We start from the raw sequence: 14,804 nt of genomic DNA, 5'->3' as shown, positions 1-14,804 counted from the left end.
GCCTGATCAAAAAACAACCAGGCCACTATGCACATTATCGAGAATGATTCCTATTTTTAAAAGGCAACCAAATCAACACTACTGATTAAAACGACCAATTAGTCGAAAAACTGCTGCGGCAACGCGCCGTTGTTGGCGGAGCGAACGAGCATCAGTCGTAACGGAAGGTCAGGTGTTTGGGCGTCGCTTCGCGCACCCTGTCCACAAGTGGATGCTGTATATTTTTCATTTCCCGAAGAACCAGTTGCGCCACTTCCCGCGCCCCCAATTGATTCAGGTGGGTGTCGTCACGAACGCCGTTGGGGTAGTTTGGATGGGTATCTGGTTCTATATGCAGAAATCGCAGCCTGGAATTTTCATCGCCTTGCTGCTGAAAATAGTCTCGAGTGATTGCATCCATATCAATGAAGTCCACCTTTTCCTGTTCGGCCACTTCCCGGCTCAGGGGTGCATACGGGTGGGTATGCTGGATGGACCCGTCCTTGTCAAAGTAGCGCCGCGTGATGGGACTCATCAACAAGGGATGTGCGCCTTTTGCGCGGACCTCACGAATAAAGCGCGCCAGATTGGCCTTGTATTTTTCCGGCGTGGTATAGCGGTCTTTTTTCTGCTCTGACTCGTCGTTATGCCCGAACTGGATAATGACAAAATCACCTGCCTGCAATGCCTTCCCGATCTTGTCCCAGCGCCCCTCTTCAATAAACGTTCGTGTACTTCGGCCATTCATCGCGTGATTTTCTACGCTAAGACTTTCATCAAAAAACAGCGCAAAAGGCATTCCCCAACCAGTCTCTGGAAAGTCCGCACTAGACTTTACCGACATGGTGGAATCCCCAGCCATATACAGGGTCTGGGCGCTGGCGGCAAAAGGCAGCATCAGCGCAAGAAAAAAAATGGCACCTTTCATAGTATTTACCTCTACTGTCAAAGCGTATCAGGCCGGTAGCAGGCGGATAGGCTCTCGCTTCACAAACTGTATTTAGTGATAATTCACATTGTCGGCGTAGTCGATCAACTCACTACCGTAGTTACCGCCCCACTCATAACCGTAACGGCGCTCGGGGTCGATGGCCATAATGTCGTATTCCTTGATACCGGAGCGGTCGGCGAAGAAGCCCACATCCTGCCCCAGGTCGTAGAAGCGATACCACATGGTACTGCCGCTTTTGCTCTGGATGGGGTTGTGCGTATCGTCGCTACTGCCGCTGGATCGTTTTACGTAAGCGGTATCCGCTTCCTGCACCACGGGGCTGCGGTACCAGGCGAGTGCTGCGCGCACGGCCGCTTCCACCGCTTCCGTCTGCGGCTGTGACATCAGGAAGGCCGTCACCAGCATGGACTCCTTGCCGCTCTTGGAGGGCAATTCGTAATCCCGTGCACCGCGGGGCTCAAAGGTCACCGGGTCGTGCTGGGCGCACCACACGGTTTTTGTATCCGCCTGCACGATCTGCGACTTCAGAATAAAGTCGACACCCTTAGCAACGGCCGCTGCCATACGCTCGCGCTGCTCATCCGTGAACAGGTCACCGCCCAGTGGGGCTTCCTGGCGAATAGCGTGATCGAGCAGGATCAGCACCCGCGCCATAGCGCCATCGTTAAAGGTCACGTGATTGGAATAGGTGGTGCCGGTACGCGCGGGATACACCTGCGGCCAACCACCACTCTCGTATTGCATGGTGAGCAGGAATTCCAGTGCACCGCGAGCAGCATCGCGATACTTGCTGTCGTTGTTGCGCTGGTACACATCCGCGAGGAACATCAGTTCGGTCACGGTGGCATCGTTATCGATGGTACCCAGTTCCACACCGCCGGCGCCGGTCCAGCCGGAGCGCGCGCTGCTACCGTTCCAGGGAGCATCGTAAGTGGATTCAGAATTCTTGTAGAAACCACCGTGGTCCATTTGCCAGGTAATCATATTGTCTGCGCGGGCCTGATCCGCGGAAAGGCTGCTGCCCAGCCAGGATTTGTAATTATCCAGTTCACCATAAATCGGATTGCCGGATTGCGACAGCATTGGCGCTTCGCCGCCAGAGGAAGACGAGCTGGAACCACCCGAGGAAGAAGAACTACTTGATGAACTGGAGGAAGAACTGGAGCTCGACGAAGAACTGCTGGAATTATCAAACACCGGAGGGCTAGCATCGGACCCACTGCTACCGCCACCACAGGCAGTCAACATCACAGAAACCGCTACAGCGGCTATGGCTGGAAACAATTTGAATTGCATGGAAACACCTGTAAAGCCGACGGGCGACTGAAGTTTTCAATACCCACAGCAAAAAAAGCCCCGCAAGCGGGGCAAAAATGGCAAATTCAATAGAAGCTTTTTAGAACTGTACGTTTACGCCCAGCTGGTAAGTGGGGCCGTAGGTCTCACTCAGGAACATCATGTGTCCGTTGGAGTACTCATTACCCTCGAAGTACTGGATGTTGCTCTCGTCGGTAATGTTCACCGCGTCGAGGTACAGTTTCACGTTGTCGTTGACGTTGTAGGTTGCCTTGATGTCGTAAGTCACACCGGCATCCTGATAAACATCAGACCAGGCCGCACAGTTCTGGGAGTAACCCAGGGCTGCGTCGGCAGCGATATCCGCGTCGGTACAGGAACCGATACGCTTGAGGATTTCGCTGCGATAGTTGGTAATGAAACGCACGGAGAAGTCGTTGTTTTCCCAACCCAGCGTGGTGTTGACGGTAACGTCTGCCTGCTCCGGCATACGGATGCTCTCTGCACGCACAGTGTCACCCACGTCTGCCTCGGAGTGCAGCAGGGTAAAGTTGGACTGGATAAAGAAGTTCGCAAGTAGGCCTTCAACGAAATACTGGTTGTAGGTCACTTCCAGACCGTAAACCTCTGCTCTGTCACCGTTCAGGTAAGTCTGAGCATTGGTCAGCTGCAGGTCGGATGGGATGTTGAACATGGTGACCTGGTCCACCGGCAGGGTGTACGGCAGGTCTGCCAGGTTCAGGTTGGCACCGGCAACTTCAACGATAAAGTCATCAATCTGCTTGTAGAACGCCGCACCCTGAATAAACAGGTTTTCACTGGCGTACCAGCCCAGAGACACATCGAAGTTGGTCGCGGTCATGGCGTCCAGTTTCGGGTTGCCGATTTCCAGTACGTTGTCCGCAGACATGGTCATGTTCTGGGATTTGTACGCATCGGTGAAGTCGGCATCGGCGATTTCACCCTGCAGATCCGCCGGGCGGTCTGAACAGTTGTCGTCACCCAGGTTGGCCGCCGCATCGTAGTTACAGAAAATTACGCGGTCACGAACCTGCGCGTATGCACGCGCTTCGTCGAAGGACGGACGAGTGAACGAGGTCCAGATAGAGGCGCGCAGCAGCAGGTCTTCACGCAGCTCATCGCGGTAGTGCAGGCTGGGGAAGAAGCCGTCGTAGGAGTTAGAGGTATCATCCAGCGGTACGGCGATATCGAAAGATTCCAGCTGATCGGCACTCTCTTCGCGGTCGTTGCGGATAGAGAGGTAACCGGTGGAGTTGAAATCGGTTTTCTCATAACGCACACCGGCAATCAGGGCACCGGTGTCGGTAACCTGGAACTCACCCATGATGTAGGCGGCTGCGGTATCTTCGGTAATGTCGTAGTCGTTACGGGTACTTTCCAGCTCGCGCTGTTCCGGGTCGTAGCTGTCGGCAATCTGGCGAGTGGCGGCGATCAGACGCTCCGCTTCCGCTTCGGTAATGAACTCGTGGTCGAACAGGGGGTTGTCCGGCATAAAGGTTTCGAAGTCACCCAGACGCGCACCAGCGTTTTCAAGGCAAGTGGCAGTCTGAGCCATATCATCACTAGCACAGCCCGCCACACGCTTGTCGTTCGGTACGATACTTACGCGGTTTTTATCGCGGTTACGCTCGCGGTTTTTGATACGGAAACCGGTCTTGATAAAGTTCACCGGGCCCATGTCAAAGTCTTTGCGCAGGTTAGCCATGGCCTGGTCGATGGTGTCCTCGCGGAAGCTGTCTTCCATAAAGAGGTTGTCGTACAGCATGTAGGGCTGCACGGTTTCACCATACTGGTAACCAGACGGACCGAAACCACCCACGTCCGGCACTTCCGCACCACCGGCGAGATCACTCAGCTGATCCGGGTGGACGATCTGGCCGTTCAGGTAATCTTCACCGGTAGTACCGAGGGCACTGAGTTTACGCGCGCGGAACTGCACGCGGCGGCCATCGGGAGAATCCTGGGTAGCATTGGAGTGGGACAGCTCGTAGTCCAGTGTCCAGTTGTTACCAAACAGATTTTCACCACCGAGGGAGAACACTTTGGTGTCGCTCTCCGACTCCTGAATAAAGAACTGCTGCTGCAGATCTATGCCACCGGCACCAAATACGTTGTTGGCTCGATCGAGGTAAATAACCTCGTTATCACTTGCCTGCCCCCAACGGTAGTACTCCCGCAGTGCGGTATCTTCGTCGGTGTAGACGGTGTTACTGAAGCGTGCGTAGTACTTGCTGTTGTCGGTGGGGCGATATTCCAGATCGAAAATACCTGCAATACGCTCACGCTCGGCGTTTTCCTGACGGTTCTGCAGTTCAAACGGCGTCAGCATCGGGCCGTCTACGCCATCCACGGTTATGTAGCGCGGCAGGCTGCTATCGTGCGCGCGAGATTCATAACCCTCGGTCACACGGTTTTCGTAAGACAGGGAGTAGCTGAAGCCGATGGTTTCGTCGGCAAAGATATTGGTGCCCTGCAGGGTCAGCTTGGGTGAGGACTCACCACTCTGCTCCTGGAAAGCGCCCTGGGCGCGCAGCTTGATGGTGTCTTCGCCGCGGTCCAGTGCAGAAATGGTGGTGACGTTCACGCTACCGCCGATGGAGTTCAGGTCCATATCCGGGGTAAGGCTTTTCAGTACCTCAATGGAGGAAAGAACGTCGGCTGGCAGCGCATCCAGAGAGAAGCCACGGCTCTCGCTGTCCGCTGCACCGCCACCACTGTTGGCCATTTCGGAGCCGTTCATCTGTACGGATACGAAGCCCGGGCCGAGACCACGCAGGTTGATGAATTTACCTTCACCCTCGGAGCTCTGCAGGGTAATACCCGGCAGGCGCTGCAGAGATTCCGCCACGTTCTGGTCGGCGAAGTTACCGGAATCATCCTGGGTAATTACGGAACTGAATACGTTCTTGTCGCGCTCTGCCTGACGGGCATTGAGTTCCGCGCTTTTAACGCCTTCTACATAGACTTCTTCAATCGAAAAATCCGAGGACTCTTCTGCTTTCTTATCTTCCGCTTGCTGATTTGCTTCTTGAGCCATCAGGCTGGTGGAAGCTGCCATGGCGATGGCCACGGCGAGAATCTGTTTTTTATAAGTCATTTTGACTCTCCCATCGGTTTTATGCGGCCTGCTGATTATTACATTCAGGCCGTTCGATGTTTTTTATCGCGGGCCGCATCAAACCTGCGACCCGCGAGTTCCCCTGTTGGATTATTGGTAGCTCACCTTGAAGTTATCGATGACAACAGCTTTGTCTTCCGTGCCGCTGTCGCAGCGAATTTGCAGGAAGGAGTTGGCTGTACCGATATGTGCATCCGGATCACTGGTAATGGTGACGGTGCCGATAGGTTGTTCGCCGTCGGCCATTACCGCCGCGTAGGCTTCAAATACCTTGGAGTCACCACCGTGCATGGACTTGCCGGAACTGGAGGTGTTGTTGTCCACATACACCTGGCACTTACCGCTATCCAGTGACACGTTGGGGTTTTCCACCACGTCGAAGCTGATTACGTAAGGCTTGCTCAGATCCAGATCACCGCGGCCTGCGGTATCGGTGTCCGCAGTATCGGTACCGTGCAGGGCATCACCAATGGAGAAGCGTGCGTTGTGCAGCGCGAGGGTGCCGCCGGCAACAGTGATCCGAGAGCTGCCACTGGTTACGTTGAACATCGGCTTACTGGGGTCACCAGACTGGGCACGATAGGCCGCGTCGAAGAAGTTGGTGTCCTCGGTATCGGAGTCTTCAAGCAGACCTGCACCGTTGAAGTTCTCTTCGAATGCAGCGGAAGCATCGGCACCGGCGTACACATCCAGCTCACCGATTCCGCCAGGCAGTTCGCCGACCAGCTGATCCGCCGCGACTGCCGCCGCCGCATTGTCACTCCAAACCAGCCAGTCGAGATTGGCATGGAAGGCACTACCGGATCCTTCACCAATACGGAACAGGCTTGCAGAGCCGCCAGAGCGACCCGGGCCAGTGAAGTTGCCTACTTCAACACCGTCGCGATAGACAACCGCATTGATATTGTCAGCAGCTCCAGCCGGATCATTGACCGTGAAGCTGATCTGGTAGGTGTGGTAGCCGTCAGTGAAATCCAGATCTTCAACTTCTGCGGTTTCTTCACCGGCCAGGAATTTCTCGATCTGAATTTTTCCAGAGTCCGGACGCAGAATCGCCTTCATGCGACGGTCGTCGATATGCGTCTCGATTTCGAAACCGCGTGCGCCCTGGCTTTCTGCCTTGGCATTATCGATGCGCGCAATCCAGGTAAAGTGCTTCGGATAGGCGCCATCGGCGACGATGCCATCCAGGTCACCCACCGGCTTGGTATCGCCGTCGCCATCGAGGGTATCCAGCTCCATGATTCCCTGCGGGCTCACCTCGAACCATTCCAGTTCATTATCGCCGAAGGAGAAATTGGTCTGCTCGCTGCCGTTGATTACAACCGCGCCAAGGTCACCCGGGTGAGTACAACCGTCGTAAACACTCCAGATAATGGCATTTGTTGCGGAAGGATCAACAGAGGTGGTCGGGGTACAGTTGTCGCCAACCGGTGCTTCCGGAGTTCCGGTCGCAGAGGCACTCCATTCGCTCGGGCCAACGTTGTTTACACCGCGCACCCACACGTAGTAGGTGGTACCGTTTTCCAGCTCGGTCAGAGTGGTCGAGGTCTCTGTCAGGCCAGACATTACTTCTGCCGCTGACACATCATCGGTGGTGCCATAAGCCAGATCATAGCTTGCCGCACCCAGTACAGAACCCCAGCTCACGGCCATCTGCGCGTCGGTGGCGAAGGTGGTCGGTGCTTCCGGCGCATCTGGAGCCACGGCGGGCTCAAATACGGTACAGGCCGGCAGATCAGCCTGACCGTCTTCGGTCTGCTTCTCGATCAGCAGGTCATCGATAATTGCGGTACCGCCGCTGGATACACGCAGCTGCAGGAAAGAATTCTGGGTACCGATTACCGCATCCTTGATGTCGACCACGTCGCCACCGGCTTGCAGGTAAGTTTCGCCTGGAATATTGATCACCACACGCTCACCGGCAACCAGAGAGCCGGTTTCAACATCAAACAAGCGGGAGCCAAGGGAGCCACCACCGTGAATGGAGTTGGCTTCACCGGAGGTATTGTTGTCCACGTAGATCTGGGTTTTTGAACCAGCACCACTGGCAGATGCCACACAGAAAGAAATGCGGTAGGGCTCGGAGAGATCCAGCTCCCCCCAGCCGGAGCCGCCGTCGCTGCCCGGAGTAGAGTCTTTCTTAGCATCTACTGCCGCGGTGTCGGCGAGGTCTGATTGGGTCTGGCCAATACTGAAGCGCGCGTTGCTTATCAGTAGGGAGGCGTCGCCGGCATCGCTGACAATGCCCAGGCGCTCTTTGTTATCGACCGTGATCTCCATGTTGGGATCGTCCTGGTCGAAGAAACAGCAGGTGGGATAGTAGAGAGCGGGGCGCGCATCTTCGTATTCACTGCTGTCAGCAGTGGCCAACGCCTTGTAGTTGGGGCTGAAGAAATCGATGGTGTCGCTCTGATCAAACCCGGTGTATTCACCAAAGTTTTCCACAAGCGGAAGCGGCGTGTTACTGATTCCGCTCTCTTCCGGCGGTACAACAACCACGGGTGGTGGTTCAGGCAGGTCGGCGATATCGCCCTCCCCTGCAGAACTGCTACCACCGCCGCCACAGGCGGTCAGTGTCCCCATAATGCACAGCGCGAGTGCGGACTTTGCCCAAGGTAAAGGTTTCATGCTCACCCCTTCTCTCTCATTGTCAGTCGTTATTCTTATGAGTCCGGATACTTCAGTCGGATGCCGCGCCGTTAGAATTGTTGTGCGCGGTAGCCACCCAGACTCAGCCAGATACTTATTGGTTAGACAATGAAAGCAGATTGGTTAGGCATATACAACCATTTGTACCAACTAAGTGCTGCAGTTATTGACATACCTGCCTGACCGGAATAATTTGGCGCTATGGCGCATGTTTTTTGAGCAAATCTGGCGGATTAACGGGTATGGAAGTTTTCACACTTACCGCAAATTGGGAGGTCAATAGGCGCAATGGCGACCTGGAACCTGAGAATTGGCTTGTCCAACAAGGTAGCCTTTTGCCATTCTTTGGTTGATTGAAGCTGACTTCTCTGTACCGCTAAACAGAAAAACCCACCCGCCCTGAAGAGCGGATGGGTTTGGGTTCTGTGTGATCGAGTTACATCAGCGCCGTCACTGACAACTTGCGCCACCGAGACCAATCACATAATTCTGATCATTGGCCAGCGGAGAGTTGAACGGAATATGTCCGTCTTTACCTGCAGTGGCAATAATGTAATCCGCCTGCGCCTGGCCCGCCGGGCGACCTTGTGCAGCGATCACATTGCGAGAGGCCTGTGAGTAGTTCTGCGAAAGGTCCGATACGGAACCGGAGCTATCGCTGATGGTGTACACCAGAGACGAATCCAGGTTGCACGCGGCATCGGAGAACCACACCTTGCTGCCTTCGCTGCGGAAGTTACCGCCGTCCACATCGCGGGCCAGCTGCTCGCCACGCTCATTCAACGCCTGCACCACGTCATCCTTTTCCTGGAAGTCGCGGTTCATCATGAAGGTGTTGTCTTCCCACAGTACGGTCGCACCTACACGCACACTCAGGATGTCCTTGCGATAGTTCATAAAGAAGTTATCGAACATGTGCGAGGTGCCACGACGGATCAGCGGGATACGACGCAGGGTGTTACCCAGGCTGTCGTAGTGATCGTCGGTGGTGATAAACGCGTTGTGGTGCATGGTGGTGGTGATCTGCTCGTTGATGGTCCGAGAGTCACTGGAACCGTGCAGGGATGCGCGCTTCACATTGATCAGTTTGTTGAAGGAAATGGTGATGTCGTAGGCACCCACTTTCACATCAAACGCCGCGTCACCGGTGGTGTCGAAGGTGTTTTTGTGAATCCAGATGTCGTGAGACGCACCGGTGTTGCGGATCATATCCGGATCGAGGCCGTGGTCCTCAACATGACCGGCACCGCGGAAGTCCAGGTGAGTCAGGATCACGCTCTGCTCGGTTTCCACCGGCTGGCCGCTGCTGTCGGAACCGATGGCAAAACCGTTGAAGCGGAAGTAACCGTTACTGAAACGTCCGTCGAGGGTTTTGTGGGAACCGATCTTGGCGTTGCGGATCGGCAGATCCTTGTCGTCCAGGCGATCGTTGAAGAACTCTGACAGACAGGAATCCCCGGACAGGCCGTTGCTGGAACACCAGCCGCGGAAATCGCGACACTGGGCTTCGCTACCGTTGATGGCGGACTGCACGGAAGAGTCGCTACAGAAGTTGCGGTGCATGGAGATTTCGGTTTCCTCTCCACTATTAACGGAGAAATCGAATTTGTCGAACACGATCCAGTTGTGTTCGTCGCCGGTGATGGCGTCGAGGATCTGCTGCTCAACCGGCACGCTGCTGTTTTTGGTGATCACAGTCAGCTTGCTGTTGCCATTGGGATCGTAACCGCCCATGGCATTTTCACCGTAACCCACCGGACGGCCAAGAGTTTCATACAAACACTGTACGATCTTCTGGTCGGTATCCAGCACAGAGGAATCGCGCCAGTTTACGTTCGGGTCGGTCGCCAGTTGCTCACAGGCAACCGGGTCGCCACCGGAGGAAGAACCACCGGAACCTGAGCCGGAACCACTGCCGGAGCTGCTACTGGAACTGCTGGAGGAAGAGCTGCTACCACCGGAAGAGCCGGAGCCGGAACCACCGGAGGAAGAGCTCGAAGAAGAACTGCTGGAGCTACTGCCACCGGAGGAGGAACCACCGCCGCCATTACAGTCGCCAGCACTCGGCGCAACCCCGGTAATGGACAGGCTGTCGATATTGGCGAGACCGCTACCGCCAGTCGCTTCAAGGCGGATTTCGTTGTAGCCCGCATTCAGCCACACGGTCACGGAACCGCTATCGGCATAGTTACCCCAGGCACCGGTGCCCGGCAGGCTGACGTTAGTCTGCGCACCATTGTTCACCAGTACAGATCCGGGGCGGTCGCTACTGCCATTGGCGTAACGCCACTGCAGGGTGTAGTTACCTGCGGCCGGCACCACCACGGACCAGTCCACACCCATTCCGCTTTCGTTGTCGGTGTTGGCATAGCCGCTACCGGTATAACCGCTGTGCTCGGATTCCAGCGCACCGTCTACGGAACAGTAGCCCGCTTCGGATTCCTGCAGCACCAGTGTGCTCGGTGCAGTGCTGATTACTGCATCGTCACCATTGGAGTTGTACACCACAAGGTTCTGGTCAGTGACCTTGATCCAGTAGTAGTAGGTACCGTCCGCGAGGCCTGTGTCGGTATAGCTGTTGCCCAGAACGCTGGTGGCAATGCGCAGACGGCCTGCAGGGTCCGGATCGGTATCCCGATAAATTTCCTGCGTGCGAACGTCAATGCCGTCGGTATTCCAGAGGAGTTGTGCATCGGTACCGGAGGTCGCCACGTTCAAGGTCACAGAGCCACCGCCGGAAGAACTGGACGAGGAACTGGAGGAGCCACCGGAAGATCCGCCAGACGAGCCACCCGAAGAGGACGAGCTGGAGGACGAAGACGAGCTGCTGCCGCCGGAAGAAGAGCCGCTACCGGTTGCACTGTAGATCTCAAACTCGGCAATCTGCGGTGCACTGGAGGCGGAGTCGATCATCAGATTGATCTTGTCCATGCTGACATCACCGAGATACACCTGCATGGCCGAGCCAATGCCGGAACCCGAAGCAAGTTCATCGCCGTTGTCGTTGTTGACCAGACGCCAGGCCTGCACATTGTTGCCAATTTCACGAATGATCACGGTGTTGAAAGTGCCACCGAAGTTTTTCGCGGAAATACGTTCATCGCTGGAAGAGCCCGGCTGCCAGTAGCTGCTGGTATCGCCATCGATGGCATTACCGTAGCTGCTGCCACCGCCTTTACTGGAGCCATCCGCTCCGCCGGAAAGCGCCAGGTTCGGCCCCAGATCGCCCCCGCCCCCGCTGGAGCCGCTGCCGCTGCCGCCGGACGAAGAGGAACTGCTGCTGGATGATGACGAGCTGGCACCAGAACTCGAGCCGGAGCCACTGCCACCGGAGGAGCTGGAACTGCTGGAACTGGAGGAACTGACCGTACAGCTGCTGTCCGCTACCAGGTTGCCCTTGTTCGCACCTGCGGTAGAGGCAACCACCTGCGGTACCAGGTTGCCGTTACACAACTGGTAGCTGTAGGGAATGCTGATAGACGTGGTGGACGTCGGGTTGGGGCCAGCGGGGTGATTGTCATCGTCATCCGCCGTCCAGGTAATGTTGGACCAGATGTTGCCGCTTACTTCCCAATACCCCATGTCGTTGGTGTAGAAGGTACCCAGCGGATCCTTCGAGTTTTCGAAGTAATTGTTTTCCGCCTTCATGCGCCCGCCAATACGCGGGTTCATACCGGATTTATTGATGCCCGTGTAATGGTTGTTGAACGCATGCGCCGTAGCGCCGCGCAACAGCGGGGTGCGGGAATCAATATTCTGATAGAGATTGTGGTGGAAAGTGACCGGGCCATTGTTGGTGTCGCTATCGCTCGAACCAACGAGACCACCGCGGCCGGAGTTGCGCAGAATGCTGTAGGAAAGGGTTACGTATTTGGTGTCCGCCTTCATATCGAACAGCGCATCGTAACCGTCGTTTTCACCACCGGAAGCTTCCAGGGTGAGGTGGTCCGCCCACACATTGTAAACGCCACTTTCCATACCGATGGCATCACCACCATTGGAGGTGGGAGAACCGGATTTTTTCACATTCCGCACATGCAGATTTTGCAGAATGATGTTGGATGCATTGCGCAGGTGAATCCCCAGCTCATCGAACAGCGCGCCGTTGCCGACACCGATGATGGAGATATTACTGACGTCCTTGATTTCAATCTTGTCGTCGGCGGTGTTACAGCTGTCACCAGACACCTTGCTGGTGTTGCCGTGATTGATGGTACCTTCGACGTGGATGATGACGGGGGTGTCGTCGGATGCCCGGTTACAAAGGGCTTCGTGAATCTGGGTACCGGTGGTGGCGTACACCACATTGCCCCCGGCCCCGCCGGTGGTACCGCCGTTTTGTGTGGCAAACCCCGTGGCCTGCGCGGAAACTTCCGCGGCCGCAAAGGTGCCCAGCAATGCACTCAGCATCGCTGTTCTCTTCAGCTTGATTTGCATGTGACCTTCCGTTGTTATTTTTACTGTTGATCAAGACGATCGGTCACAGAGTGAACCCCGGGGATACTGCGAGCAGGGAGGGATGGACCAATCATCATCGCTGTGGGCGGCAGATACTGCGGGGTCCGCCCGATATTTGGCCAAATCGGCTTGTTTAGCCAAAGCTCTATATTCTTATAAATTGGCAATACCAAATATCAACACGAGGTTACCACGCAATTCCACCCTGTAAAGCCTATTCGTGGATTTGTTAGACCAATTTGCAAGAAATGTGCACTGCAGCAAGTCGTCAGCGGGGACATCGGGTATCGGCAGGCAAAAAAAAGCCGGGCTGAAAAGCCCGGCAATACCATCCTGATGATGATGCGAGGAAATCAATGAAACAAAATGCCGCCTACTTCAATTGAGTAATAGGTGAGGAGAACCGCACCAATGAAGTTACTCGATCAATCCCAGCGTGCGCGGCAGGAACTCGCTGATTGCCGGCACCAGAGTAACCAGCGCCAGTACCAGGAACATCATCAGGTACATGGGCAACAGCGGGCGTATCAACGCTGTGATTGAAGTTTTGGAAATACTAGCCCCGACAAACAGCACACTGCCCACCGGCGGTGTACACAGGCCGATACACAGGTTCAGGATCATCACGATACCGAACTGCAGCGGGGACATACCCAGCTCCATCACTACCGGCAGGAAAATGGGGGTAAAGATCAGTACCGCCGGGGTCATATCCATAAAGGCACCCACAGCGAGAAGAATCAGGTTGATGGTCAGCAGGATCAGCAGCGGGTTGTCACTCAGGGTGATCAGCGCCTGGCTGATGGTCTGCGGAATATTCTGGTAAGACATGATCCAGGACATGGCCGAAGACGCGGCGATCAGGAACATCACTATCGCAGTGGTCTCAACGGACTTGGTCAGCAATGCCGGCAGCTGGTCCAGCTTCACCTCCTTGTACACCACACAGGACAGCAGCAGGGAGTAAAGCACCGCAATGGCACTGGCTTCGGTCGCGGTGAAGAAGCCGCTGATGATGCCGCCGATCACGATAAAGATCAGGAACAGGCTGGGCACTGCATCCACGGTTTTCTGGAAAGCTTCTTTCATGGTGGGCTTTTCGCCCACCGGGTAGCCCTTCGCTTTCGCCCACAGGCCACACACCATCATCAGGCCCAGCGCCAGCAACAGGCCCGGCAGGTAACCGGCAATAAACAGCGCGGCGATGGAAACACCACCGGATGCCAGGGAGAAGACGATGAGAATATTGCTCGGCGGAATCAACAGGCCGGTGGTGGAAGAAGCCACGGTCACCGCAGTGTTGAAGTTCTTGTCGTATCCGGCCTTGGTCATGGAGGGAATCATGAAACCGCCGATAGCAGACGTCGCCGCTACAGCAGAACCGGAAATGGAACCGAACAGGGTACAGCTGATGATGTTCACAAAGGCCAGGCCGCCGGGCAGCATGCCTACCAGTACCTTTGCGAAGTCGATAATGCGCCGGGCGATACCGCCGCTACCCATCAACATACCGGAGAAAATAAAGAACGGAATGGCGAGCAGCGCGAAACTGTCGATGCCGCTGGCCATACGCTGGGCCATGGTAATCATGGCCGGGTCAAAATCGATGGTGCACAGCATGGTGAGCACAGTGGCCGCACCAATACTGATGGAAATGGGCACATTCAGCGCGAGAAGGATCAGAAAACTGACCAGCAATACCAGAACTGCAACTTCCACGATGACTCTCCTCGCTTAGGCTTCGACGGCAGCTTCGGGCTGCTTTTGTTTTTGTTTGGTTTCTGCATCGGCCGAAGAGGCTTCTGCGTCATCGGTATAGGGATGCACTTCGGAATCGAAGTCGCTGGGCAGCTCTTCTTTCGCCGTCACCAGTTCAATCAGATGATCGATGGAGAAAAGACAGATCAGCAGACCGGAAAGCGGCAGTACGCTGTACACGTAACCCATGGGCAGGTTCAGTGCCGCGGAGTACTGCTCCAGCTCGAAGGTGAGCAGCATCAGCTTGGCACCGCCGTAAACCATCGCCAGCGCGGCGAAGGCAAAACACACCAGCACCACAAAAATCTGCAGCGCGCGGCGCTTGGCACCGTGCAGGGCGTTACTCAGCAGGTCGATTCCCAGGTGGGATCTTTTGCGATAGGCGTAGGCACCGCCCAGCAGACCAATCCACACCAGCAGGTAGCGCGCGACTTCTTCGGTATAGGAGCTTGGCTGCATGGGCAGGAAGCGGGTGAGGATCTGCCAGGTCACGTCCAGCACCATCAGTGCCAGTAGCGCGCCGAGCACAAAGCCCAGGGCCTTTTCAATTTTCTGCATCATCTTTGCCTT

General features: G+C 55.7%; 7 protein-coding genes. All 7 read right to left on the bottom strand.

Going from position 1 to position 14,804, the window contains the following annotated elements:
• Positions 1-151: 151 nt before the first annotated feature.
• The 7 genes from ACXAG1_RS04135 to ACXAG1_RS04105 all read right to left on the bottom strand — a co-directional run bounded on the left by ACXAG1_RS04135 (position 152) and on the right by ACXAG1_RS04105 (position 14,792).
• Positions 152-928 carry a rhamnogalacturonan acetylesterase gene (locus tag ACXAG1_RS04135; protein ID WP_475091594.1) on the bottom strand — a complete coding sequence of 259 codons (777 nt, stop codon included), beginning with the start codon at positions 926-928 and terminating at the stop codon, positions 152-154.
• Between the two features lie 51 nt (positions 929-979).
• Positions 980-2,227: a pectate lyase gene (gene pelA / locus ACXAG1_RS04130; protein WP_475119010.1), complete on the bottom strand. Its 1,248-nt coding sequence runs from the start codon at positions 2,225-2,227 to the stop codon at positions 980-982.
• Between the two features lie 100 nt (positions 2,228-2,327).
• Positions 2,328-5,345 carry a TonB-dependent receptor gene (locus ACXAG1_RS04125; protein WP_475119009.1) on the bottom strand — a complete coding sequence of 1,006 codons (3,018 nt, stop codon included), beginning with the start codon at positions 5,343-5,345 and terminating at the stop codon, positions 2,328-2,330.
• Between the two features lie 111 nt (positions 5,346-5,456).
• Positions 5,457-7,997 (bottom strand): fibronectin type III domain-containing protein, encoded by a 2,541-nt coding sequence (locus tag ACXAG1_RS04120; RefSeq protein WP_475119008.1) that lies wholly within the window; start codon positions 7,995-7,997, stop codon positions 5,457-5,459.
• Positions 7,998-8,468: 471 nt separating this feature from the next.
• Entirely contained in the window at positions 8,469-12,455 is a 3,987-nt protein-coding gene (locus tag ACXAG1_RS04115; RefSeq protein WP_475119007.1) for a pectate lyase family protein, read from the bottom strand.
• A 438-nt stretch (positions 12,456-12,893) separates the two neighbouring features.
• Entirely contained in the window at positions 12,894-14,195 is a 1,302-nt protein-coding gene (locus ACXAG1_RS04110; RefSeq protein ID WP_475091589.1) for a TRAP transporter large permease, read from the bottom strand.
• A 15-nt stretch (positions 14,196-14,210) separates the two neighbouring features.
• Positions 14,211-14,792 (bottom strand): TRAP transporter small permease, encoded by a 582-nt coding sequence (locus tag ACXAG1_RS04105; protein ID WP_475093916.1) that lies wholly within the window; start codon positions 14,790-14,792, stop codon positions 14,211-14,213.
• Positions 14,793-14,804: the final 12 nt, after the last annotated feature.

It is taken from the genome of Microbulbifer sp. ABE4_465, from assembly GCF_056160765.1.
The sequence above is the reverse complement of the archived record's forward strand: the minus strand, read 5'-3'. Positions and strand labels throughout refer to the sequence as shown.